The sequence below is a fragment of the Sphingopyxis sp. QXT-31 genome (genome assembly GCF_001984035.1).
Taxonomy (GTDB): Bacteria; Pseudomonadota; Alphaproteobacteria; order Sphingomonadales; family Sphingomonadaceae; genus Sphingopyxis.
Map to the genome: position 1 here is coordinate 1577029 of NZ_CP019449.1, position 23229 is coordinate 1600257.

The following is a 23229-nucleotide window of genomic DNA, read 5'->3' on the forward strand; positions in this document are numbered from 1 at the left end:
CGAAAGACTCGCAAAATCTGTTGCCCATGTGCCACAGGCGCCTGCAAAAGCATCGCATGCTAACCGCCAGAGGGTGACAAGCCGTCTGCGGGGGCCTAGCCCAATGACTTCTGGATCACGCGGCTAAAGGCCCGGTTCCGGGGAGTGTGGACGCTTCGCCTCGTCCACGCAAAAGGGGGATGGCGGTAGTTCGTCACAGGCGCCCGGGTCTCTCCAGAGGCCCGGGCGTTGTGATTCCTACCCCTCGCTCTCGCTGATATCCTCGAGCATCTCGGTGTCGAGCACGCGCACCCGCCCCTGTTCGAGCGAGATGACCCCCGATTCCTCCCAGCTTTTCAGCTGGCGGTTGATATGCTCGCGGCTCATCCCGGCAAAATTGCCGAGCTCGGTCTGGCTGAGTTCGACTCGGTGCGACGTGTCGGGGCTGTCCTTGCGAATCAGCCGCTTGAGGTACCGCGCAAGCCGCGGGCCCGAGGCATAGGCGCGGTCGCTCTCGATCGTCTGATCGGCAGTGCGCAGCCGCCGCGCGAGCTGCTGCATCAGCGACCAGGCGAATTCGGGGTGGCTGGTGACGAAATCGCGCAGCGCATTGCGCCCGAGTTGCAGGCCGCCGCCCGCGCTCGTCGCGGTCACCGACGCCGTGCGCTCACCGCCGTCGAGCAAGGCGATCTCGCCCAGCACCGCGCCGGGCTCGGCATAAGCGAGCACGATCTCGCGCCCGCCCGCGGTCAGCATCGACACGCGCGCGGTGCCGCTGGTCAGGATCAGCAGGCTGTCGCCCGGGTCGCCCTGGCAGAGCAATTCCTTGCCCTTGCCGAATTGGATCTGCACCGCGCGCCCCGCGATATCGGCCCAGTCCTGGACCGTCAGGCCGGAAAATATGCTGTCGGGGCCCTGCAACTCGGCGAGTTTCGCGTGATCCATAAGCCCCGGTTTCCCCTGTTAAAGCGTGACGCTCACACCAGCCGGCTGTGCTTCACCGCCGCCTCGATGAAACCCGCGAACAACGGATGCGGGTCGAAGGGCTTCGACTTGAGCTCCGGATGGAATTGCACGCCAATGAACCACGGATGGTCCGGTCTTTCAACGATTTCGGGCAGCATGCCGTCGGGCGACATGCCCGAGAAGACCAGCCCACCCGATTCAAGCCGGTCGCGGTACGCGCCGTTGACCTCGTAGCGATGGCGATGGCGCTCGCTGATCTCGTTCGCGCCGTAAACCGCCGCGACATGGCTGTTCGGCGAGAGTTTCGCCTCATAGGCGCCCAGCCGCATCGTCCCGCCGAGGTCGGTGTCGGCGCCGCGCTGCTGCAGCCCCTCGGCGCTCATCCATTCGGTGATCATGCCCACGACCGGCTCGTCGGTCTTGCCGAATTCGGTGCTCGACGCGTCCGCAATCCCGCTGGTGTTCCGCGCCCCCTCGATGCACGCCATCTGCATGCCGAGGCAGATGCCGAAGAAGGGCACATTACGCTCGCGCGCGAAGCGCACGCTCGAAATCTTGCCCTCGGACCCGCGCTCGCCGAAGCCGCCGGGGACGAGGATGCCGTGCAGCGGCTCGAGCTTCTCAGCTAGATTGCCGTCTTCCTCGAACATCTCGGCGTCGAGCCAGCGGATGTTGACCTTGACCCGGTTCGCCATGCCGCCGTGCACCAGCGCTTCGTTCAGGCTCTTATAGGCATCGGGCAGCGAGACATATTTGCCGACGACGCCGATCGTGACCTCGCCCTCGGGATGCTGCTTGCGGTCCATGATGTCGTACCAGCGCGACAGGTCGGGCTCGGGCGCGTCGTGGATGCCGAAGGCGCGCAGCACTTCGCCGTCGAGCCCCTCGCCATGATATTGCACCGGCACCGAATAGATCGAATCGGCGTCGAGCGCGGGAATCACCGCTTCCTTCCGCACGTTGCAGAATTGCGCGATCTTCGCGCGCTCGCCCTCGGGCAGCGGCTTTTCGCAGCGGCAGAGCAGGATATCGGGCTGGACGCCGAGCGAGGCGAGTTCACGCACACTATGCTGCGTCGGCTTGGTCTTCAGCTCGCCCGCGGCGGCGATATACGGCACCAGCGTGACATGCACCGACAGCGTTTTGTCGCGCCCCTCTTCGTTGCGCAGCTGGCGGATCGCCTCGATGAACGGCAGCGATTCGATATCGCCGACGGTGCCGCCGATCTCGCACAGCACGAAGTCGAGATCGTCGATGTCGGTGCGCGCAAAGGCCTTGATCGCGTCGGTGACGTGCGGGACGACCTGCACCGTCGCGCCGAGGTAATCGCCGCGGCGTTCCTTGGTGATGATCTGCTGATAGATGCGGCCCGAGGTGACGTTATCGCTCTGCCGCGCCGCGACGCCGGTGAAGCGCTCATAATGGCCGAGGTCGAGGTCGGTCTCCGCCCCGTCGTCGGTCACATAGACCTCGCCGTGCTGATAGGGCGACATCGTGCCCGGATCGACGTTGAGATAGGGATCGAACTTCCGGATGCGGACGCGATAGCCACGCGCTTGCAGCAAGGCGGCGAGGCTAGCCGCCATCAAACCTTTGCCAAGCGAGGAGACCACGCCGCCGGTGATAAAAATGAACCGCGCCATGGGAGGAAAGACTTACTCAACAGGAGGGGGACGGCGCAAGCCGTCGAATCGCGCGACGCGGAAATAATTCCGCCGCCTGCGAATGCGAGGAGCGGGAGGAGCGCCGTGCGGCGGCGCCGCTTATTTCTTGGCGGGAGCCGGCGCCTCGGCCGGCGGCGCGCCTGCGGCCGCCGCGGCGGCGAGCGGATCGTCGCTCGGCAGCGCCTGCGGCGCGCCGGTCGCGGGAGCGCCCGTTGCCGGGGCCTGCGCCGGACCGGTCAGCGGCGAAGCGCCGCCCGCAGCCGGAGTGGCCTGGCCGGCCTTCGACAGCGAGGTGTCGATCGTCGAACCGCCCGAACCGCGCACCGACGCCATCGCCGCGAGGATGATCGACAGCGCGACGAACGTAGTGGCAAGCACGGTGGTGGCGCGCGTCATAAAATCGGCCGCGCCGCGCGCCGAAAGCAAACCCGCGGGGCTGCCGCCGACGCCAAGCCCGCCGCCTTCCGACTTCTGCATCAGGATGACCCCGATCATCGCGGCGGCGACGACGGCCTGAAGGACGAGCAGGAAGGTGAAGAGGTTCGACATCGATGGTTCCCGGAAAATTCATGGGGCCGCACCGCGGCCGGTCTGGCGGTGCACATAGAGAGGGCGGGCGATTTCTTCAACCCGCCAAGGATGGCGCGTCACCGCCCCCTCGAAACGACCAGCCCGATGCGCCACCCTTTTGTCCGTTCGTGTCGAGCGAAGTCGAGACACGCGACCGCATGCGCTGCCCAAGCGTATCTCGACTTCGCTCGATACGAACGGGGTTGGGAGCTGCCCTTAAAGCCCTGCCCCCGCCGCCACGATCGGCAGGAACTTCGCCGCGGTCAGGCTCGCGCCGCCGACCAGCGCGCCGTCGACATCGCCCGCATCCAGCAGCTCAGCGGCATTCTCGCCATTGACCGACCCGCCATAGAGCAGGCGCACCGTTTCCGCCCCCGCGCCGATCCGTTCGGCCAGCGCCGCGCGGATCGCGCCGTGCATCGCCGCCACATCTTCGACCGTCGGCACCAGCCCGGTCCCGATCGCCCAGATCGGCTCATAGGCGATCGCCAGCCGCGCGGGGTCGAAGTCCTCCGGCAACGATTCGCGCACCTGCGCCAGCACATAGGAGATCGCGTCGCCCGACTCGCGCACCGCGCGCGGCTCGCCGACGCACAGGATCACGTCCAGCCCCGCCGCCAGCGCCGCCTCGGCCTTGGCCTTCACGTCGGCATCGCGCTCGCCGCACCCTTCGCGCCGCTCGCTATGCCCGACGATCACCAGCGCCGCGCCGGCATCGAGCAGCATCGCAGCAGACACCGATCCGGTATAGGCGCCCGACGCCACGGCGTGGCAGTCCTGTCCGCCGATCGCGGCATCGGGCAGCGCCGCCGCCATCGCGCCGATCAGCGTGAAGGGCGGGCAGATCGCGACGTCGACCGCCGGATGTTCGCCCGCCGCGGCGAAGATCGCCTGCGCTTCGGCCACCGCGTCCGACAGCCCGTTCATCTTCCAGTTGCCGACCACATATTTGCGCCGCGCCATCTTCGCTCCCCTCCAATATCGATACCTGTCGCCGCCCTAGCGGCGCGCGGGCGCCAGTGGCAAGCCGCCTTTCCCGCCTTGATGCCTTCGCCCGTCCCGCCTAAAGCCGCACCGAACCGCGCGTCCGCGCGCCCGCTCGAAAGAATGCCCGCTCGATGATTACCGCGATCCGCAGCCTCTTTTCCTCCACCTTTGGCAAGATTTTCGCCCTCGCCTTCATCGGCCTCATCGGCGTGCTCTTTGCGCTCAGCGACGTCGGCAACACGGGTTTCGGCGGCGGCATGGGCGATACGACCGTCGCCGACGTCGGCGACGAACAGATCGGCCTCGCCGAACTACGCCAAAGCATCAACCAGGCCTATGACCGCGCGCGCCAGCAGCAGCCGGGCCTGACGCGCGAGGCCTTTATCGAGGAGGGCGGCTTCGATCTCGTGCTCGACGACGTGATCCAGGGCGCGGCCTTCCGCCAGTTCGCGCGCGACCTCGGCTTCGGGGTCAGCAAAAGGCTCGTCGACGGCCAGATCGCCGACTCCTTTGCGGGCGTCTCGGGCAGCTTCGACCAGGCGCGCTATAACGCCTATCTGCGCGAGAGCGGGACCAGCGAGGCGCAGCTTCGCCGCCAGATCGAAACGGTGCTGATGATGCAGCAGCTAGCGCTGCCTGCGGGCACCACGCCGCGCACCGGCAGTGCCATGGCCTTCCCCTATGCCGCGCTCCTTGTCGAGGAACGCCGCGGCCAGGCGACCTTCATCCCCGCCAGCAGCTTCGCCCCGTCGAACGATCCGGGCGACGCGGTGCTGCAGCAATATCTCAAGGACAATCGCTCGCGCTTCAGCATCCCCGAGCGCCGGATCCTGCAATATGCAGTGTTCGACCGCACTGTCGCGCCCGTCCCCGCGGTGACCGACAAGGAAATCGCCGACCTCTACAAGGCGAACGCCGCGCGCTTCGCCGCCAGCGAGACGCGCCGCTTCATGCAGGTGATCGCCCCCGACCAGGCTGCGGCCAATGCGATCGCCGCGAAGGTCCGCGGCGGCACCGCGCTCGCCGCCGCGGCGCAGGCCGCCGGGCTCACCGCCGCGCCGTCGGGCGACGTCACCCAGACCGCCTATTCGGGGCTGACCAACGCCGCCGCCGCCAAGGCCGCCTTCGCCGCCAAGCGCGGCGATGTGCTCGGCCCGACGCAGACCGACCTCGGCTGGTCGGTGGCGCAGGTCGATGCGATCACCACCACCGCGGCGAAGACGCTCGAACAGGCGACCCCCGAAATCCGCGCCCAGCTCGAAAAGAACAAGGCCGAAGAGGCGCTGATCACCTATTACAACGCCGTCCAGGACGCCGCGAACGGCGGCGTGTCGATCGAGGAGATCGCTGGCGACCGCAAGCTGACGCTCGTCGAGACTCCCGCGATCCTGCCCAGCGGCCGCGCCCCGGCGCAGCCGACCTATACGCTGCCTGCCGACCTCGCACCGATGATGGCGCAGGCCTTCCAGGGCGCCAGCGAGGGCGAGACGCATCTCGCGCAGCTGGTCGAGAACGAGAAATTCGCGGTCTATGCGGTGAAATCCATCGTCGCCTCGGCGCCCCCGCCCTTCGCGCAGATCCGCGGCGAGCTGCTCGCCGACTGGAAACTGGCACAGGGCCAGAAGATCGCGCGCGACAAGGCGCGCGGCATCGTCAAGGCGGTCGAGGGGAAGGCGAGCTTCGCCGACGCCGTGCGCGCCGCCGGGCCGCAGGTCGGCGCCATCCAGACGATCGGCGGGCGCCGCGGCGAACTCGGCCGGGGTGGCGAGCGCGTTCCCCCCGAGCTCGCCCTGCTCTTCTCGATGGCGCCGAACACGGTCAAGACGCTCGAAATCCCCGGCAACCGCGGCTGGATGGTGCTCCAGCTCGGCGAGGTGAAGCGCCCCGACGCCAAGGAGGTCGATCCGCGGCTCGTGACCGGCCTCTCGCAATCGCTGTCGCAGCAGTTCGGCCCCGAACTCGCCGAACAGCTGATCGCCGAGGCCAAGCGCCGCGTCGGGGTGAAGATCAACCAGAAGCTCGTGAAACAGCTGCGCGACGAACTGACCGGCAAAACCCCGGTCGCGCAATAGGGTGGCGCTCGAAGGCAGGGCTGCGGCGCTCACGGCGCTGGCGCGCGGCGACGGCGCGGTCGTCTGGCAGCGCCTGATCGCCGACGTCGAGACCCCGGTCTCGGCGGCGCTCAAGCTGATCGAGCCGGGTCGCGGCGACTGGGTACTCGAATCCGTCGAAAGCGGCGAGACGCGCGGACGCTACAGCCTGCTCGGGCTCGACCCCGACCTGATGTTCGAGGTGCGCGGCGATACCGCACGGATCAACCGCGACTGGCGGCACGACCGCACGACCTTCGAGCCCGTCGCCGCCCCGGCGCTTCAGGCGCTGCGCGACCTCGTCGCCGAATGCCGTTTCGACGTGCCCGCGTCGCTGCCCAAAGCGCTCGCGACGCTCGTCGGCTTCTTCGCTTATGAGACCATCGGCCTCGTCGAGCGCATCCCGCGCGCGCCGGGCGCAGGGCTCGGCCTGCCCGACATGGTGTTCGTGCGCCCGACGGTGATCCTCGTCTTCGACCGCCTCGCCGACGAGCTCTTCCTGATCGCCCCGATCTGGCCCGACGCCAACGGCGCGATCGACCGGATGATCGACGCCGCGCAGGAGAAGCTCGACGCCATCGCCGCGCGCCTCGCGAGCGCCAACCCGCATGCGGCGCGGGCGACCACGCTGACCGACCCCACCGCCATCACCGCCAATCCCGCGATCACCCCGCAGCATTTCGCCTCGATGGTCGCGACCGCAAAGGACTATATCGCCGCGGGCGACATCTTCCAGGTCGTGCTGTCGCAGCGCTTCTCGACACCCTTCGACCTGCCGCCCTTCGACCTCTATCGCGCGCTCCGCCGCGTGAACCCCTCGCCCTTCCTCTATTTCCTCGACCTGCCCGGCTTCGCGCTGATCGGCTCGTCGCCCGAGATACTGGTGCGCGTGCGCGACGGCGAGATCACGATCCGCCCGATCGCGGGCACACGCCCGCGCGGCCGCACCGGCGCCGAGGATGTCGAGAACCGCGACAGCCTGCTCGCCGACCCCAAGGAACGCGCCGAGCATCTGATGCTGCTCGACCTCGGCCGCAACGACGTCGGCCGCGCCGCCGTCGGTGGCAGCGTCGTGGTGACCGACAGCTACACCGTCGAATATTACAGCCACGTCATGCACATCGTCTCGAACGTCATCGGCCGCATCGCCCCCGACAAGGACGCGATCGACGCGCTGTTCGCGGGCTTCCCCGCGGGCACCGTCAGCGGCGCCCCGAAAGTGCGCGCCTGTCAGATCATCGCCGAACTGGAAGCCGATGCGCGCGGGCCCTATGCCGGCGGCGTCGGCTATTTCGCCCCCGACGGCAATATGGACAGCTGCATCGTGCTCAGGACCGCGATCGTCAAGGACGGCGAAATGCACGTTCAGGCGGGCGCCGGCATCGTCGCCGACAGCGACCCCGCCTACGAACAGCGCGAATGCGAGGCCAAGGCCGGTGCGCTCTTCGCCGCCGCGCGCGAAGCGGTTCGCCTCGCGGGAACCCCCGGCTACGGCCAGTGAAGCGGCTCGCGGCGCTCGTGCTGGGCGCCGCGCTGGTTGCCGGAGCCTGGTTCGCACTCCGCAACGGCGACCGACCCGCCGCGCCCGCGGAGCCGCCCAAGCCCTCGGCCTGCAAGCCCGTCACCTTCGACGGCAAGCGCTTCACCGAGTGCATCGCCGTGCCCGGTCAGCACCGCATATCGACGAAAATCACCGGCAAGAACGGCGTCATCTACCGCGGCTTCGCGGGCCTCGCCGAGGATGTCGATGCAGCGACCGTCGCCTTTGCGGTCAACGGCGGCATGTACGACACCGGCAGCGAACCGATCGGCTATTATGCCGAGAACGGCCAGCGCCTCTATCCGCTCAACACCCGCGACGGCGGCGGCAATTTCTACTTGAAGCCCAACGGCGTGTTCTTCGGCGAGCCCGAAGGCGGCTGGCGGGTGATGATCAGCGACGATTTCGCCGCCAAAATTGCAGAACGTCCCACCTTCGGTACCCAGTCGGGCCCGATGCTGCTCATCGGCGGCAAGCTTAACCCCCAGATTTCGCCCAGCGGCACTTCGCTCAAGCTCCGCAACGCGGTCGGCGTCGACCCGCAAGGCCGCGCGCATTTCGTCATCTCCGACGAACCCGTGTCCTTCGGCACCCTCGCCGCACTGATGCGCGACCATGCCAAGACAAGCGACGCGCTGTTCCTCGACGGCACCGTCTCGGCGCTCTGGGATCCGGCAAGCGGCCGCATGGACGGCCGCTACCCGCTCGGCCCGCTGATCCTTGTCACTCATCGCTCCCCGGACTAGCCTCGCCCCATGCTGAAATATATCGCCCACCTCGCCCTGCTCCTCGCAGCCGCCACTCCCGCTCACGCCCAGGTCGAAAGCGCCACCGAAGCCGACGCGATCCTCAAGGATTTCACCTTCGCCACCGGCGAGAAATTACCCGAGCTCAAACTCCACTACACCACGCTCGGCACGCCGCAGCGCGACAAGGCGGGCAATGTCACCAACGCGGTGATGATCCTCCACGGCACCGGCGGCACCGGGAAGCAATTCTTCCAGCCGCAATTCGCCAACGAGCTCTACGGCCCCGGCCAGCCGCTCGACACGTCGAAATATTACCTCATCCTGCCCGACAATATCGGCCACGGCGGCTCGTCAAAGCCCAGCGACGGGCTGCGCATGAAATTCCCGAAATATGACTATGCCGACATGGTCGCCGCGCAGCATCACCTGCTCACCAAGAAGCTGGGGGTGAACAAGCTAAAGCTCATCCTCGGCACCTCGATGGGCTGCATGCACGCCTTCGTCTGGGGCGAGGCCTACCCCGGCTTCGCCGAGCGCCTCGCGCCCTTCGCCTGCCTGCCGGTCGAGATTGCGGGGCAGAACCGGATGTGGCGCACGCTGTCGATCGACGCGATCAAGGCCGATCAGACGTGGAACGACGGCAATTACAGCCAGCCCCCCACCGCGGGCCTGCGCACCGCGGCCTCGCTCAGCATGATCGCGGGCGCCAATCCCTACGCGCTGCAGGCACAATATCCGACCCGCGAAGCCGCCGAAAAATACAAGGATGAGGCCTTCGCGCGGATTTATGGCCGCAATGACGCCAACGACACGATCTACCAGCTCGAAAGCTCGCGCACCTACAATCCCTGGGCGGACCTCGAAAAGATCGCCGTCCCCGTGCTCTGGATCAACAGCGCCGACGATTTCATCAATCCGCCGCTCTATGGCATCACCGAAAAAGCCGCCCCGCGCATGAAGCGCGCGAAGTTCATCCTCATCCCCGCGAGCCCCGAGACCAAGGGTCACAGCACGCACACCTGGGCGAAATTCTGGAAGGACGACCTCGCGAAACTGATGGCGGAGTAGCTGCTAATCCTCCCTGTGGCGAAGCCATGGGGAGGGGGACCGCCCGAAGGGTGGTGGGGGGGCGGCCATGGTAGCGCCAAAGCCCCTCCGTCAGCGCTTCGCGCTGCCACCTTCCCATCGCTTCGCGACAGGGAGGATCAAAGGCCCCCAACCCCTGCTCCCCGCCGCAATACGACTTATTGCTTCACTCGCGCGGCTTCCCGCATTACGGCCCCACCCCATGATCCTCGTCATCGACAATTACGACAGCTTCACCTTCAACCTCGTTCATTATCTGATCGAGCTGGGCGCCGACGTCCGCGTCGAACGCAACGACGCGCTGACCGCCACAGAGGCGCTCGCGACCGGGGCCGAGGCGATCCTCATCTCGCCCGGCCCCTGCACCCCCAATGAGGCGGGGATCAGCCTCGACCTCGTCGCCGCCTGCGCCGATGCCGCGCGGCCGCTGCTCGGTGTGTGCCTCGGCCACCAGGCGATCGGCCAGCATTTCGGCGGCACCGTCCAGCGCGGCCATCTGATGCACGGCAAGACCTCGCCCGTCTGCCACGACGGCAGCGGGCTGTTCGCCGGCCTGCCTTCGCCGCTGACCGCGACGCGCTACCACAGCCTCGAGGTCGTCGACATTCCGCCGAGCCTGCTGATCAACGCGACCAGCGACGACGGCGCGGTGATGGGTTTCCGCCACGCCGACCTCCCGATCCACGGCGTCCAGTTCCACCCCGAAAGCATCGCCACCGAACATGGCCATGCGATGCTCGCGAACTTCATGGCGAGCGCGGGCCTGCCGGTACAAGAACGCCAGGCGGCATGAGCCGCTTCGGCCCCTTCCCCGATCCTGCGCAATTGCTGGATCATGACGAGGCAGCACATGCCTTTGCGACGATGCTCGACGGCGGCGGCAGCGACGACGATGTCGCGGGCTTCCTGACCGCGCTCTCCGACCGCGGCGAGACGATGGTCGAGATCGCCGCCGCGGCGCAGGCGATGCGCGACCGGCTGATCGCGATCAAGGCGCCCGCGGGCGCGATCGACGTCTGCGGCACCGGCGGCGACGGCCATCATACATTGAACGTCTCGACCGCGGTCGCGATTGTCGTGGCGGCGTGCGAAGTTCCCGTCGCAAAGCACGGAAATCGCGCCGCTTCGTCCAAATCGGGCGCCGCCGACACGCTCGAAGCGCTCGGCCTCGACATGGACCGCGCCGACCGCATGGCCGAAGCGCAGCTCGCCGACCTCGGCATCAGCTTCCTTTTCGCCGGCACGCGCCACCCGGCGATGAAGCGCATCATGCCGATCCGCCGCGCGATCGGCCGCCGCACCATCTTCAACCTGATGGGCCCGCTCGCCAACCCCGCGCGCGTTACGCGCCAGCTCGTCGGCATCGCGCGCCCCGCCTATGTCGCGGTCTATGCCGAGGCGCTGCACCGGCTCGGCACCGAGCATTCGCGCGTGATTTCGGGCGACGAAGGCCTCGACGAACTGTCGCTCGCGGGCGGCAACGAGGTCGCGGTGGTGACCCCCGGGGGTGTCGTCATGCAGCGCAGCCACGCCGCCGACGCCGGCCTGCCGACGCGCCCGCTCGCAGACCTGCGCGGCGGCGACGCCGAATTCAACGCCAAGGCCCTCCGCGCGCTGCTCCAGGGCGAGCGCGGCGCCTATCGCGACGCGGTGCTCTACAACGCCGCCGAAGCCCTCCTCGTCGCGGGTGCGGTCGAAACGCGCGCCGAGGGCGCCGAGGAAGCCGCCGAAGCCATCGACAAGGGCCTGGCCAACACGTTGCTCGACTGCTGGATCGCGTACAAATGAATAAGCTCACCCAAATCCTTACAACCAAGGCCGAAGAAGTCGCCGAACGCCGCCAGTCGCGCAGCATCGCCGATCTCGACGCGATCGACGCCGGCCCCGTGCGCGGTTTCCACAAGGCGTTGCAGGCGAAAATCGACGCGGGCAAATTCGCGCTGATCGCCGAAATCAAGAAAGCTTCGCCCTCCAAGGGACTGATTCGCGACGATTTCAACCCCGCCGATCACGCCCGCGCCTACGAAGCCGGCGGCGCCGCCTGCCTGTCGGTCCTCACCGACGCGCCTTATTTTCAGGGCCATGAAGAATATCTGATCGCCGCGCGCACGGCCTGCAACCTGCCCGTGCTGCGCAAGGATTTCATGATCGACCCCTGGCAGGTGGCCGAAGCGCGCGCGATCGGCGCCGACGCGATCCTGATCATCGTCGCCGCGCTCGAAGACGGCACCATGCGCGAGATCGAAGCCGCGGCGTTCGAGCGCGGCATGGACGTCCTCGTCGAAGTCCACGACGAAGCCGAACTCGATCGCGCACTGAACCAGCTTCAGTCGCGCCTGATCGGCGTCAACAACCGCGACCTCAAGACCTTCGAAACCGACCTCGCGGTCACCGAACGCCTCGCGAAACTGGTTCCCGCCGGCACCTTGCTCGTCGGCGAAAGCGGCATCGCCACCCACGCCGACTGCCAGCGCCTGTCGGCGAGCGGCGTGAAAACCTTCCTCGTCGGCGAAAGCCTGATGCGGCAGGCCGACGTGACCGCAGCGACGAAGGCGTTGCTGCAGGACCGCAGCTGATTAGGGCGGTCAGCCGGCAGTCAGCCTCCGGCGCAGATCCCGCATCAAAACATCCCGAGGCTATGCAGCCATTGCTCGACCTGCCCTGGCCATTCGGTGGTGATCGGATCGGCGGTCGGCCGCATCCCGAAGGCGTGACCGCCCTTCGCGTACAGACGCATATCGACCGGCACCCCCGCGTCGTTCAGGGCCAGCGCATAGGCCATCGCCTGCCGGATATCGTCGACGGGATCGTCCATGGCGTGGATGATCAACGTCGGCGGCGCCTTCGCGCTGATCTCGACCCATGGTTGTAGTTCCAGGCTGTTCCCCCCCTTGCTGTTATCCAGCATGCGCGCGGTATAGGCGATGATGGCAAAGTCGGGCCGCGGGGATTGGCCGTCTGCCGCGTCGGCCGGCGGATAGGTGCGCTCCTCGGTGTTGCTCATATTCGCCGCGAGATACGCGCCAGCCGAAAAACCGATGACGCCGATCTTGTTCGGCTCGACGCCGTAGGTCGCGGCCCGCTCCCGCAACAGCCCCATCGCGCGCTGGGCGTCTTCCAGACCCAGGAGGATCTTCGGTCGCTGCTGTTTCCCCTTTTCCTTCGGCCACACTTGCGGCGTCCGGTATTTCAGCAGGGCGCAGGTCATACCCTGCCGAACGACCCACTCGCAAATCTCGGTGCCTTCCAGATCGGTCGCCACTGCGTGGAATCCGCCGCCTGGCAACACCAGCATCGTCGTGCCTCTATTGCGCCCTTTCGGCCGATAGATCGTCATCGTCGGCCGCGTGACATAGCTGGCCCAATGCCACGGCCTGCCGCCGACCAGGGGGGAGCCATTGCCGGTTGCTTCGGGATGATCGCCGGTATCCGGCTTTGCGAGCGGGACGTGCGCAGGCCATAGCGGCACCTGTATGCCGTCGGCTGTCGGTTGCCACACGCCCTCCTTTTCGACTTTCGGAATGTCGATCCTGGCGGGCACCCCGCCGGTCTTGCCCGCCTGCGCACCAGCCGGTCCGGTCAGACAGCTCGCAATCAGGAGCGAGGGAATGACGAAGCGCAAGCGTGACAAACTCATCTCCTGTTTCGAAAGGCGCAAACCGCTGGTCGCACGGTCGAGACTATCCTCGTTGCGGATGCCCGGGCAACGGCCGTCTGCGATTTCTCCACAAGCATGTGGGTCCAATAGTGTGGATGAAGGCGAGGAGGTTGCCGCGGGGCCACGTGCATCCATTCCCCTTGCCTTTCGCTCCCCGCCTTGCTTCGCTCCCCGGCATGACGCTCAAACCGACTCATCTCGACGACAGCGGCGCCGCGCATATGGTCGATGTCGGCGCCAAGCCCGCGACGCAGCGCCGCGCCGTCGCCGCCGGGCGCATCACCATGTCGCCCGAAGCGCTCGAAGCGATCCGCAGCGGCAACGCGCCCAAGGGCGACGTCCTCTCGACCGCGCGTATCGCGGGCATCATGGCCGCCAAGCGCACGTCGGACCTCATCCCGCTCTGCCACCCGCTCGCGCTGAGCAAGGTCGGCGTCGGCTTCGAATGGCTGGGCGACGGGATCGCGGTCACTGCCACCGCCGCGACCACCGGTCCCACCGGGGTCGAGATGGAGGCGCTCACCGCCGCCTCGGTCGCTTTGCTCACGCTCTACGACATGGCCAAGGCGCTCGATCGTGCGATGGTGATCGGCGACATCCGCCTGCTCGAAAAAAGCGGCGGCCGCTCGGGCAACTGGTCCGCAGCATGAGCAAGCTGCTCCCGGTCGAGGAAGCCCAAGCGCGCCTGCTCGCGCTTCGCGCGCCGCTCGCACCGGAAAAAGTCGCTTTTTCCGAAGCGCTTGGCCGCTATCTTTCAGAAGACGTCGTCGCGCGACGCGACCAGCCCGCCGCGCCGCTCTCGGCGATGGACGGTTATGCGATCCGCCACGCCGACCTGCCCGGCCCCTGGGCCGTCGCCGGGGAAGTCGCCGCAGGCGCCATCGCCGCCGCGCCGCTCGGGCCCGGCGAAGCGGTGCGCATCTTCACCGGCGCGCCGCTGCCCGAGGGCGCCGATACCATCCTCATCCAGGAAGATGTCGCGGTCCAGGGCACCACGCTGACGCTGACGGACCCCGGCCCGACGCTCTCCGGCCAGCATGTCCGCGACCGCGCGAGCGATTTTGCCAACGGCGCGACGCTCGTCGCCGCGGGCAGCCGCCTGACCCCCGGTGCGATCGCCGCCGCGATCATGGGCGGCGGAGCACAGCTTGTCGTCGGGGGCCGCCCGCGCGTCGCGATCCTCACCACCGGCGACGAACTGGTCCAGCCGGGCCGCGCGCTCGCCCCCGGCCAGATCCCCGACAGCAACGGCACGATGCTCGGCGCGATGCTCACTGCCGAGCCCGCAGTCGTCGGCCTGCCGCTCCACATCCGCGACGACCGCGATACTTTATCCAAGGTTCTGAAGGATTTGGCGCGACGTCACGACGTCATCGTCACCATCGGCGGCGCCTCGGTCGGCGACCACGACCATGTCCGCGGCGCGCTCGACGATGCCGGCGGCACGCTCGATTTCTGGAAGATCGCGATGCGCCCCGGCAAGCCGCTGATCGCCGGAACGCTCGGCGACGCGCTGCTGCTCGGCCTGCCGGGCAACCCGTCGTCGGCCTTCGTCACCGCGACGCTCTTCCTGATCCCGCTCGTCCGCCATCTCGCGGGCGCCGCCGCGCCGCTCCCCGATATCCGCCACGCGCCGCTGCTCGCCGCCCTCGGCCCCGGGGGCAAGCGTCGCGACTATCTGCGCGCGCGGCTCCAGGACGGCGGCCTCGCGGTCTTCGAAAGTCAGGACAGCGGCCGCACTTTCCCGCTCGCTGCCGCGACCGCGCTCGTCCTGCGCGAGATCGACGCCGCACCGCGCGCCGCCGGAAACATGGCCGCCTATATCGACATCGCTTGACAAGTTCGCATCTGTTCCATTATCGTTCTCCTTATGTCCGAAACCGGCATCATGGAGAACGCCCGATGTTGACCGCCAAGCAGCATGAACTGCTCCACTTCATCCAGCAAAAGCTCGACGCGAGTGGCATCTCGCCCTCGTTCGAGGAGATGAAGGAAGCGCTGGGTCTCAAGTCCAAGTCGGGAATTCACCGCCTCATCAGCGCATTGGAGGAGCGCGGTTTCCTGCGCCGGCTCCCCAATCGTGCCCGCGCACTGGAAGTGGTCAAGCTTCCCGAAGGTGGCAAGGCTCCTGTGCGGGGCGATAGCGACAATGTCGTGCCCCTGCGCAAGCCCGCCCCCGCCATACGCCCGATCGCCGCAAACGACATCGTCGAGGTCCCGCTGCACGGCAAGATCGCCGCCGGCGTGCCGATCGAGGCGTTCGAAGAGCATAATAATCTCGCTGTCCCCGCCGCGCTGCTCGGCGCGGGCGAACATTATGCGCTCGAGGTCTCGGGCGACTCGATGGTCGAGGCGGGCATCTTCGACGGCGACTATGCGCTGATCCAGAAGGTCAGCACCGCGCGCGAGGGCGACATCGTCGTCGCGCTCGTCGACGGACAGGACGCGACGCTCAAATATTTCCGCCGCGAGGGCAAGATGATCCGCCTCGACCCCGCGAACAGCGCCTATGAGCCGCAGCGCTACGAGGCCGAGCGCGTCATGGTGCAGGGGAAATTGTCGGGATTGCTTCGTCGTTACCACTGACCTGCGGCGGGCGGCGCCACGGATGTTCGTCGCCCGCACGTAGACTGGCCGCTGCGCGCGGCGGTTCGCCCAGATAAAGCGCGAGCCCGCCGGTCTGCCCCAGACTGTCGCGGTCGATCGTCAGCCAGCGCCCGACGCATTCGCGCGGCAGCCAGCGATCGCTGATCACGACATCGGCCGCCGCGCACGCCGCGGCCATCTCGCTCCCCTCGATCCGGTCGCGCCCGCGCGCCGCGAGGATCGTCCGCCCACGCTGCGTCCAGCGGCAGAAGTCGCGGTTGCATATCACATGGTCGAGCTCGGCGAGCGCCCCCAGCGGCGCGTCGATCCCCGCCGCCTCGGCCACCGAATCGCGCACATAATCGCCCGCGCGGTCACGCAGCAGCGCATAGCTGCCATCGGGAAGCGCCGCCGCGACATGCTTGCCGTCGCTCGTCACCAGCAGGTCGGGGCGCGGCTGGACGAAGAGCACCGCCATGCCCGCGAGCAACGGCACCGCGCCCCAGCGCCGCCAGCCGGTCTGCCACAACAGCAGCCACAGCCCCCCAAACACCGCGAGCCCGAAGCCCCAGGGCGGAAACACCGGCAGCGTCGCGACCGCCCCCGGTGCATCGGCGACGCTGTGCGCCAGCCAGATCAGCAGCTTCAGCGCCTGCTCGGCTACCCACCAGAAGGGCGCACCGAGCCCCACAGCGTCGAACAGCAAGGCCAGCGCCTCGGCGGGCATGATCACGAAAGTGGTCAGCGGGATCGCGACGACATTGGCGAGCGCGCCGTAAAGTCCCGCCTTGTGGAAGTGGAACAGCGCGATCGGCGCCAGCGCGACCTCGACCACCAGCCCGGTGATCACCAGCCCCACGATCCCGCGCCCCAGCCGCCGCGGCCAGCCCTCCTCGCGCCGCGCCATGAACCGCTGCATCCAGCGCCCCTCGTGCAGCGCGACGATCGCAGTGATCGCCGCGAAGCTCAGCTGGAAGCTCGGCCCCGCCAGCGCCTCGGGCCGCCACAGCAGCACGATCAGCGCCCCCGCCGCGACCAGCCGCAAGGTCAGCGCCTCACGCCCGAGCAGGATCGCCACCAGCACCAGCAGCGCCGCGATAAACGAACGCAAGGTCGGCACCTCGGCTCCCGCGAGCAAGGTATAACCGCCCCCCACCAACGCCGCGCAGGCAGCAGCGAGCGGCAGCAAATAACCGCCGAGCGCGAGCCGACGGCTCAAGCCCAACAGCCGCATCGCGAGCAGCATCGCAAATGTGACCACGGCCGTCACATGCAGCCCGCTGATCGACAGCAGATGCGCGAGCCCGCTCCGTCGCATCGCTTCCTCGTCGGCGGGGTCGATCGCGCCGCGGTCGCCCGCGACCAGCGCCGCGGCGATGCCGCCCGGCGATCCGTCGATCTGCTTATGGATATGGCTGCTCAGCCGCGCGCGCAGCGTCTGCTCGCCCTGTCCCGCCCCCGGCGCACGGCGTATCTCGCCCATCACGGTTCCTACCGCGCCCAGCCGATCGAACCAGGCGCGCTGGGCAAAATCATAGCCGCCGGGCAGGCTCGCCGCCGGCGGCGGCATCAGCCGCACGCGCAGCCCGACCGCCTCGCCCGGCGCGATCCCGTCGCCTTGCACCCCGTCGGCGGTCAGCCGCACCCGCGGCGGCAGGTCGGGGCGGCCGTGCGGACGCAGGATCAGCCGCACCTGGCCCTTCGCCGGTAGCGGCTCGACACTCTCGACCACCCCTGAAAATTGCGTCACCACGGGCGCCGCGAGCACCGGCGCTTCGACCCACAGCGCGCGGCCCCAGATCAGCAGCATCCCCGCCGCCGCGACCGCGCTGCCGAGGACCAGCATCCGCCCCGCGCGCCGCTGCCACCCGGCGAGCAGTCCGACGAGCGCCAGCGCCGCAAGCGCCAGCAACAGCCCGATCCAGTGCATTTTTGTCGGCAAGGCGAACCAGGCCGCGATCCCCGCTCCCAGCATGACCGGCAGCCACAGCGCGATCCGCTCGCGCTCGGCGTCGAGCCGCGCCTCGATGCTTTCGGACAGCCGCCGCATCGCCGCCGCGACCGCCGGACCAATGGGCGTTTGAAGCGGCCTTGTCGCCATGCTAGGGGCACCCCCGAACCCCGCCCCCGGACCTTCGCCGGGACCGGCAAAGTGAGTGAAAGAGGCCGTGGTGGCAACCGAAAATCAAGCAATTCCATCCGAAGCGACCGGCGCCGACGTGGTCACGCGCTTCGCCCCGTCGCCCACGGGTTTCCTGCATATCGGCGGCGCGCGCACCGCGCTGTTCAACTGGCTGTTCGCGCGCCACCATGGCGGCAAGTTCCTGCTGCGCATCGAGGATACCGACCGCGCGCGTTCGACCGACACCGCCATCGACGCGATCCTCGACGGCATGCAGTGGCTCGACCTCGATTGGGACGGCGAGACCGTGTTCCAGTTCGCGCGCGCCGACCGCCACGCCGAAGTCGCGCACGAACTGCTCGCCAAGGGCGCCGCCTATCACTGCTACCTGACGCAGGACGAACTCGCCGCGATGCGCGCCGAGGCGCAGGAAAAGCGCCTGCCCTTCCGCGTCCGCAGCCCGTGGCGCGATCGCGACGACGGCGACCCGTCGGTCCCGCACGTCGTGCGCCTGCGCGCGCCGCAGGACGGTGCCGAAACGATCCACGACAAGGTGCAGGGCGAGGTCACCGTCCAGAACGCCGAGCTCGACGACTTCGTCCTGCTGCGCAGCGACGGCACGCCAACCTATATGCTGAGCGTGGTCGTCGACGACAACGACATGGGCGTCACCCACGTGATCCGCGGCGACGACCATCTCAACAACGCCTTCCGTCAATTGGCCCTCATCGACGCGATGGGCTGGCGGCGCCCGGTCTATGCGCACGTCCCGCTGATCCACGGCGCCGACGGCGCCAAATTGTCGAAGCGCCACGGCGCGCTCGGGGTCGAGGCCTATCGCGACGAAATGGGCTATCTGCCCGAGGCGGTGAACAATTATCTCCTCCGCCTCGGCTGGGGGCATGGCGACGACGAGATCATCAGCCGCGAACAGGCGACCGAGTGGTTCGACTTGGACCATGTCGGCCGCTCGCCCTCGCGCTTCGATTTCAAGAAGCTCGAAAATCTTAACGGCCATTATCTCCGCGAAGCCGACGACACCCGCCTCGCCGCGCTCGTCGCGCCGATGACGGGGAAGCTTCTCGGCCGCGACCTGACCGCCGCCGAGCAGGATCTTCTGGCGCAGGCGATGCCCGCGCTCAAGCCGCGCGCCAAGACGCTGCACGAGATCGCCGACGGTGCGACCTTCCTCTTCGTCCCCGAACCGCTGGCGATGGACGACAAGGCCGCGGCGGTGCTAAGGGACACGCCGGAGGGGATGCTCGCATCGATCGCCGATCGTTTGCGCGCGCTGCCGACATGGTCGCAAGAATTGGTGGAGGCCGCGGTTCGCGAGGAAAGCGAAGCGGCCGGCGTCGGGCTGGGGAAACTGGCCCAGCCGCTGCGGGCGGCCCTTACCGGGCGCACCGTATCGCCGGGTATTTTCGACGTGCTTCTGCTGCTGGGCCGCGATGCCAGCCTGGCGCGACTTGACGCAGCGCACAATAATCCGGCAGGGGCGTAGCCACCGCAACTCTCCCGCCGCAAGATCAGGGGAATGACATGACCGAAACTGCGAAAATCACCCTGGGCGACACGACCGTCGACAATCCGGTGCTCAAAGGCACCGTCGGCCCCGACGTCGTCGATATCCGCAAATTTTACGCCCAGACCGGCGCCTTCACCTACGACCCCGGCTTCACCTCGACGGCGAGCTGCGAATCGGAGATCACCTATATCGACGGCGACGAGGGCGTCCTCCTCCACCGCGGTTACCCGATCGGCGAGCTGGCCGAACATTCGAGCTTCATGGAGGTCTGCTACCTCCTCCTCAACGGCGAACTGCCGAGCGCCGACGAACTCGCCGACTTCGACAATACAATCACCCGCCACACGATGCTGCACGAGCAGCTCGCGACCTTCTACCGCGGCTTCCGCCGCGACGCGCATCCGATGGCGGTGATGTGCGGCGTCGTCGGCGCGCTCAGCGCCTTCTACCATGACTCGACCGAGATCCACGATCCGCGCCAGCGCATGATCGCCAGCCACCGGCTGATCGCGAAGATGCCGACGATCGCGGCAATGGCGTATAAATATTCGGTCGGCCAGCCCTTCGTCTATCCGCGCAACGACCTCTCCTACACCGGCAATTTCCTGCGCATGACCTTCGGCGTGCCGGCCGAGGAATATGTTGTGAACCCCGTGGTCGAGCGCGCGCTCGACCGCATCTTCATCCTCCACGCCGATCACGAGCAGAATGCGTCGACCTCGACCGTCCGCCTCGCGGGCTCGTCGGGCGCCAATCCCTTCGCGTGCATCGCCGCGGGCATCGCCTGCCTGTGGGGTCCCGCGCACGGGGGAGCCAACGAAGCCGCGCTCAACATGCTGCGCGAAATCGGCCGTCCCGAACGCATCCCCGAATATATCGCGCGCGCCAAGGACAAGGACGATCCGTTCCGCCTGATGGGCTTCGGCCACCGCGTGTACAAGAATTACGACCCGCGCGCGACGGTAATGCAGAAGACCGTGCGCGAGGTGTTCGAAGCGCTCAAGGTCAACGACCCGGTGTTCGAGGTCGCGCTGCAGCTCGAGGAAATGGCGCTGAACGACCCCTATTTCGTCGAGAAGAAGCTGTTCCCGAACGTCGATTTCTATTCGGGCGTGATCCTGTCGGCGATCGGCTTCCCGACGACGATGTTCACCGCGCTCTTCGCCCTCGCCCGCACCGTCGGCTGGGTCGCGCAGTGGAACGAGATGATCTCCGACCCCGCGCAGAAGATCGGCCGACCGCGCCAGCTCTATACGGGCCCGACGCAGCGCGCCTATGTGCCGGTGGACAAGCGCTAAACGCTAGTTGCACGGGAATTTCGAACGGCGGTGCAGGAAACTGCGCCGCCGTTTCGATTCAGGTGTCGCGCGCCGGCAAGCTCAGCGTAAACCGCGCCCCCTGACCCGGCGCGCTGTCCACCGTCAGGTCGCCCTCCATCGCCCGCGCCAGCCGCCGCGCGATATAGAGGCCCAGCCCCGATCCGCCGCTGTCGGTGCGGCCCAGCCGCTCGAATTTCTCGAACACCACCGCCTGCTGCGCGGCATCGATCCCCTGCCCCTGGTCGGCGACGGTGACCGTCGCGCGGTCGCCATCGCGGTCGAGGCGGATCCAGATCATCGAATCCTCGGGCGAATAGCGGATCGCATTGCCGAGCAGATTGAGCAGCACCTGCAACACGCGGCGGAACTCGCCCGTCGCGGGCATCTTGTCGTCGACCGGCGGCGCGTCGATGCGGATGCCCTTTTCCTCGGCCTTCATCCCGAGCAGGCCCACCGCGCGCCGCGCGAGGTCGCCGAGGTCGATCTCGTCGCGCGCCGCCTTGAACCCGGGCCGCTCGATATTCTGGAGGTCGGCCAAATCGTCGACCAGCCCCAACAGGTGCCGCCCGGCATGCGCGATATCGCCGGCGTAGCGCGCATAATCGGCGCGGATCGGTCCGTCGAACTGGCCCGAGATCGTCTCGGCGGTTGCGGTGATACGTGCCAGCGGGCCGCGCAACGCACCGTCGATCCGCCGCCCAAAGGCGGGATCGGACAGCGGCAGCGAGCCGAAGGCGGGATCGGTAAGGGCCGCAGGGGCCGACGTCGGCTGGGGCGCGTCGTCGGGCAGCACGGTGCCGCGAAAGCCCGTGAAGCCCCCGGTCGCGTCGAACAGGGGCTCAGCGGCCAGCGTCATCGCCATCCGCCCGCCCTTGCCGTCGTCGGTGCGCACCAGCTGCCCGGCGAAGCGCGCCTGCCGCGCCAGCGCGCGCAGCACCGCAAAATGCCCATCGGCGTCGGGCTGCAATTCGAAAAGCTCGGACAGCGACCGCCCCTCCCACTCGGCCGGGACGGGGTCGGCCTCGGCGCCGGCGATCAGCGCGATCAACCGCAGCTGGACGTCGCTTTCCCACATCCACGCGCGCGGCGAAACCGCCGCGGCCTCGGTCACCGGCGGAATCTGCGACTGCATCACCGGCCGCGTGCGCCAGTCGCTGATCTCCAGCGTCGCACCCTCGGCATCGGGCAGGATGCGCACCAGCGCATGGATGTCGCTATGGTCGTCGGCCGCGATCAAAGGCCGGCTGATCTCGCGCTGCAACCGTTGCGCCAGCGCGACGAGCCGCGCCAAATTGGGCAGCGCCAGCGGCCTGCCTTCGCCGCCGCCCGCGCGCTGCTGCAGCCGCAGCAACGGCGCGTCGCCGCTGACGAGGTTGCCGCCGCGGTCGATGCGGCCGCGAATGACGCGCTCCGCCATCATGCCGCGCCTTCCGTTTCGCCGAACCGCGCCGCGCGCGCCTGCAATGCCGCGGTATAATCGTCGGGCGCGGCGCTCGCGACGGCGCGCCCCGGCAGCATCACCAGCGATCCCTCGAGCGACACCAGCGCCGCCTGGTCGCGCAGCAACGGCGCGAGCATCGGCGCCAGCTGCGCGGGTTCGGCGGTTATCAGTGCCAGCGCCATCGCGTCGTAGCGATATTTGTGCGTCGCCGCGGCAAGCGCGATGAAGCTCGCCCAGTCATGGCGCGCAATCGCCGCCGCCGCGCTGTCGGCGAGCGTTCCTGCGTCCGACAGTGCCGCATGATAATCGGCCGCGGCGCGGTCGATCCCGCGTTCGGGGCGGTGCTGCGCCAGCGCGCCGCGCACGGCTTCGCCCAGCCGCGCGGCTTCCGCACTATCCTTGCCCGCCTGGACCAAAGCCCAGGCCGCGATGTCGAGCAGCAGCGCGCGAAGCAGGTCGAGGTCCATATCGTCGATCGCGATGCGCGGGTGCCCCAGCGCGTCGAAACGCCGCCGGTCGGCGATCTGCAACGCCAGATAGGCGCGGTCGATCGCCGACGGCGGATCTTCGGCTGCAACCGGTACGTCGATCGCGGCGTCGGAGGAGATCACGCGCGGCGGCGGCGCCTCGCCGACGTCCTGCACCGGCTGGTTCCGCCAGCGATGCTCCTCGGCGCGCGCGAAGCACAGGCTCGAAAGCTGAGCCGCACCAGGAAGGCCCTGCGCCGCCCAATCGTCCCACAAGGCGCGCGAATCGACCGCGCCGCCCAGCAGGCGGGCGACGCTCTCGACCAGCCGCCGCGCGATCCCGAGGACCAGCGCGCGCTGCTCCTCGGACAATCGCGTCGCCGCGGGCGCGGCGAGGAAAGCCGCGCTTTCCTTCAGGCGCGCCGACAGCGCCGGATTCACCGACGCCAGCTGCGAAAAGAGAGGGGTCTCAGCCAT

The 23229-nt window shown here is 68.3% G+C and carries 20 protein-coding genes; 12 read left to right on the forward strand and 8 right to left on the reverse strand.

The window, feature by feature from the left end:
* Positions 1-237: 237 nt before the first annotated feature.
* The 4 genes from BWQ93_RS07675 to tpiA all read right to left on the reverse strand — a co-directional run bounded on the left by BWQ93_RS07675 (position 238) and on the right by tpiA (position 4142).
* Positions 238-924 carry a Crp/Fnr family transcriptional regulator gene (locus BWQ93_RS07675; RefSeq protein WP_077030013.1) on the reverse strand — a complete coding sequence of 229 codons (687 nt, stop codon included), beginning with the start codon at positions 922-924 and terminating at the stop codon, positions 238-240.
* Positions 925-956: 32 nt separating this feature from the next.
* Positions 957-2588: a CTP synthase gene (locus tag BWQ93_RS07680; RefSeq protein WP_077030014.1), complete on the reverse strand. Its 1632-nt coding sequence runs from the start codon at positions 2586-2588 to the stop codon at positions 957-959.
* A gap of 120 nt (positions 2589-2708) precedes the next feature.
* Complete coding sequence (secG, locus tag BWQ93_RS07685) at positions 2709-3158, reverse strand: preprotein translocase subunit SecG (protein ID WP_077030015.1); 450 nt, start codon at positions 3156-3158, stop codon at positions 2709-2711.
* 237 nt (positions 3159-3395) lie between these two features.
* Positions 3396-4142 carry a triose-phosphate isomerase gene (gene tpiA, locus BWQ93_RS07690; protein ID WP_077030016.1) on the reverse strand — a complete coding sequence of 249 codons (747 nt, stop codon included), beginning with the start codon at positions 4140-4142 and terminating at the stop codon, positions 3396-3398.
* Between the two features lie 155 nt (positions 4143-4297).
* Between tpiA and BWQ93_RS07695 the strand changes: the two genes are divergently transcribed.
* The 7 genes from BWQ93_RS07695 (at position 4298) to trpC (ending at position 12207) form a co-directional block, all read left to right on the forward strand.
* Positions 4298-6238, forward strand: a complete 1941-nt coding sequence (locus BWQ93_RS07695) for a peptidylprolyl isomerase (protein ID WP_077030017.1) — start codon at positions 4298-4300, stop codon at positions 6236-6238.
* 1 nt (position 6239) lies between these two features.
* Complete coding sequence (locus BWQ93_RS07700) at positions 6240-7757, forward strand: anthranilate synthase component I family protein (RefSeq protein ID WP_077030018.1); 1518 nt, start codon at positions 6240-6242, stop codon at positions 7755-7757.
* Entirely contained in the window at positions 7754-8542 is a 789-nt protein-coding gene (locus tag BWQ93_RS07705) for a phosphodiester glycosidase family protein (RefSeq protein ID WP_077030019.1), read from the forward strand. The genes BWQ93_RS07700 and BWQ93_RS07705 overlap by 4 nt, the downstream gene beginning before the upstream one ends.
* A 9-nt stretch (positions 8543-8551) precedes the next feature.
* Positions 8552-9613, forward strand: coding sequence for an alpha/beta fold hydrolase (locus BWQ93_RS07710; protein ID WP_077030020.1), 1062 nt, complete (start codon positions 8552-8554; stop codon positions 9611-9613).
* A gap of 220 nt (positions 9614-9833) precedes the next feature.
* Complete coding sequence (locus tag BWQ93_RS07715; protein ID WP_077030021.1) at positions 9834-10424, forward strand: anthranilate synthase component II; 591 nt, start codon at positions 9834-9836, stop codon at positions 10422-10424.
* The gene (gene trpD / locus BWQ93_RS07720; RefSeq protein ID WP_077030022.1) at positions 10421-11419 is read left to right on the forward strand and encodes an anthranilate phosphoribosyltransferase; all 999 of its coding nucleotides are present in this window, start codon (positions 10421-10423) and stop codon (positions 11417-11419) included. The genes BWQ93_RS07715 and trpD overlap by 4 nt, the downstream gene beginning before the upstream one ends.
* A complete protein-coding gene (gene trpC / locus BWQ93_RS07725) occupies positions 11416-12207 on the forward strand; it encodes an indole-3-glycerol phosphate synthase TrpC (protein WP_077030023.1) in 792 nt (263 codons plus the stop codon). The genes trpD and trpC overlap by 4 nt, the downstream gene beginning before the upstream one ends.
* Positions 12208-12251: 44 nt before the next feature.
* Here the strand turns inward: trpC and BWQ93_RS07730 are convergent, their stop codons facing one another.
* Positions 12252-13268 (reverse strand): alpha/beta hydrolase, encoded by a 1017-nt coding sequence (locus tag BWQ93_RS07730; protein WP_077030024.1) that lies wholly within the window; start codon positions 13266-13268, stop codon positions 12252-12254.
* A 197-nt stretch (positions 13269-13465) separates the two neighbouring features.
* Here BWQ93_RS07730 and moaC point away from each other — a divergent pair, with 197 nt between their 5' ends.
* The 3 genes from moaC (at position 13466) to lexA (ending at position 15875) form a co-directional block, all read left to right on the forward strand.
* On the forward strand, positions 13466-13939 hold the full coding sequence (gene moaC / locus BWQ93_RS07735; RefSeq protein ID WP_077030025.1) for a cyclic pyranopterin monophosphate synthase MoaC: 474 nt from the start codon (positions 13466-13468) through the stop codon (positions 13937-13939).
* Complete coding sequence (locus BWQ93_RS07740; RefSeq protein WP_077030026.1) at positions 13936-15126, forward strand: molybdopterin molybdotransferase MoeA; 1191 nt, start codon at positions 13936-13938, stop codon at positions 15124-15126. Before moaC ends, BWQ93_RS07740 begins: the two co-directional genes overlap by 4 nt.
* 65 nt (positions 15127-15191) lie before the next feature.
* The gene (lexA, locus tag BWQ93_RS07745; RefSeq protein WP_077030027.1) at positions 15192-15875 is read left to right on the forward strand and encodes a transcriptional repressor LexA; all 684 of its coding nucleotides are present in this window, start codon (positions 15192-15194) and stop codon (positions 15873-15875) included.
* On the opposite strand, the gene BWQ93_RS07750 is transcribed toward lexA, so the two are convergent.
* The gene (locus BWQ93_RS07750) at positions 15829-17976 is read right to left on the reverse strand and encodes a ComEC/Rec2 family competence protein (RefSeq protein ID WP_077030028.1); all 2148 of its coding nucleotides are present in this window, start codon (positions 17974-17976) and stop codon (positions 15829-15831) included. The two genes, lexA and BWQ93_RS07750, sit on opposite strands and share 47 nt — an antisense overlap.
* Before the next feature lie 70 nt (positions 17977-18046).
* Here BWQ93_RS07750 and gltX point away from each other — a divergent pair, with 70 nt between their 5' ends.
* Together gltX and BWQ93_RS07760 are read left to right on the forward strand one after the other, a co-directional pair.
* Positions 18047-19501, forward strand: coding sequence for a glutamate--tRNA ligase (gltX, locus tag BWQ93_RS07755; protein ID WP_077030029.1), 1455 nt, complete (start codon positions 18047-18049; stop codon positions 19499-19501).
* A gap of 38 nt (positions 19502-19539) precedes the next feature.
* Positions 19540-20823 carry a citrate synthase gene (locus BWQ93_RS07760; RefSeq protein WP_077030030.1) on the forward strand — a complete coding sequence of 428 codons (1284 nt, stop codon included), beginning with the start codon at positions 19540-19542 and terminating at the stop codon, positions 20821-20823.
* A gap of 58 nt (positions 20824-20881) precedes the next feature.
* On the opposite strand, the gene BWQ93_RS07765 is transcribed toward BWQ93_RS07760, so the two are convergent.
* Positions 20882-22264 (reverse strand): sensor histidine kinase, encoded by a 1383-nt coding sequence (locus tag BWQ93_RS07765; RefSeq protein WP_077030031.1) that lies wholly within the window; start codon positions 22262-22264, stop codon positions 20882-20884.
* Complete coding sequence (locus tag BWQ93_RS07770) at positions 22261-23229, reverse strand: hypothetical protein (RefSeq protein WP_077030032.1); 969 nt, start codon at positions 23227-23229, stop codon at positions 22261-22263. The genes BWQ93_RS07765 and BWQ93_RS07770 overlap by 4 nt, the downstream gene beginning before the upstream one ends.

Excerpts from the sequence above, each read along its gene's own strand:
- BWQ93_RS07675 (WP_077030013.1), bottom strand. The coding sequence starts at position 924 with ATGGATCACGCGAAACTCGCCGAGTTGCAGGGCCCCGACAGCATATTT.
- BWQ93_RS07680 (WP_077030014.1), bottom strand. The coding sequence starts at position 2,588 with ATGGCGCGGTTCATTTTTATCACCGGCGGCGTGGTCTCCTCGCTTGGC.
- secG (WP_077030015.1), bottom strand. The coding sequence starts at position 3,158 with ATGTCGAACCTCTTCACCTTCCTGCTCGTCCTTCAGGCCGTCGTCGCC.
- tpiA (WP_077030016.1), bottom strand. The coding sequence starts at position 4,142 with ATGGCGCGGCGCAAATATGTGGTCGGCAACTGGAAGATGAACGGGCTG.
- BWQ93_RS07695 (WP_077030017.1), top strand. The coding sequence starts at position 4,298 with ATGATTACCGCGATCCGCAGCCTCTTTTCCTCCACCTTTGGCAAGATT.
- BWQ93_RS07710 (WP_077030020.1), top strand. The coding sequence starts at position 8,552 with ATGCTGAAATATATCGCCCACCTCGCCCTGCTCCTCGCAGCCGCCACT.
- BWQ93_RS07715 (WP_077030021.1), top strand. The coding sequence starts at position 9,834 with ATGATCCTCGTCATCGACAATTACGACAGCTTCACCTTCAACCTCGTT.
- trpD (WP_077030022.1), top strand. The coding sequence starts at position 10,421 with ATGAGCCGCTTCGGCCCCTTCCCCGATCCTGCGCAATTGCTGGATCAT.
- trpC (WP_077030023.1), top strand. The coding sequence starts at position 11,416 with ATGAATAAGCTCACCCAAATCCTTACAACCAAGGCCGAAGAAGTCGCC.
- BWQ93_RS07730 (WP_077030024.1), bottom strand. The coding sequence starts at position 13,268 with ATGAGTTTGTCACGCTTGCGCTTCGTCATTCCCTCGCTCCTGATTGCG.
- moaC (WP_077030025.1), top strand. The coding sequence starts at position 13,466 with ATGACGCTCAAACCGACTCATCTCGACGACAGCGGCGCCGCGCATATG.
- BWQ93_RS07740 (WP_077030026.1), top strand. The coding sequence starts at position 13,936 with ATGAGCAAGCTGCTCCCGGTCGAGGAAGCCCAAGCGCGCCTGCTCGCG.
- lexA (WP_077030027.1), top strand. The coding sequence starts at position 15,192 with ATGTTGACCGCCAAGCAGCATGAACTGCTCCACTTCATCCAGCAAAAG.
- BWQ93_RS07750 (WP_077030028.1), bottom strand. The coding sequence starts at position 17,976 with ATGGCGACAAGGCCGCTTCAAACGCCCATTGGTCCGGCGGTCGCGGCG.
- BWQ93_RS07760 (WP_077030030.1), top strand. The coding sequence starts at position 19,540 with ATGACCGAAACTGCGAAAATCACCCTGGGCGACACGACCGTCGACAAT.
- BWQ93_RS07765 (WP_077030031.1), bottom strand. The coding sequence starts at position 22,264 with ATGATGGCGGAGCGCGTCATTCGCGGCCGCATCGACCGCGGCGGCAAC.
- BWQ93_RS07770 (WP_077030032.1), bottom strand. The coding sequence starts at position 23,229 with ATGGCTGAGACCCCTCTCTTTTCGCAGCTGGCGTCGGTGAATCCGGCG.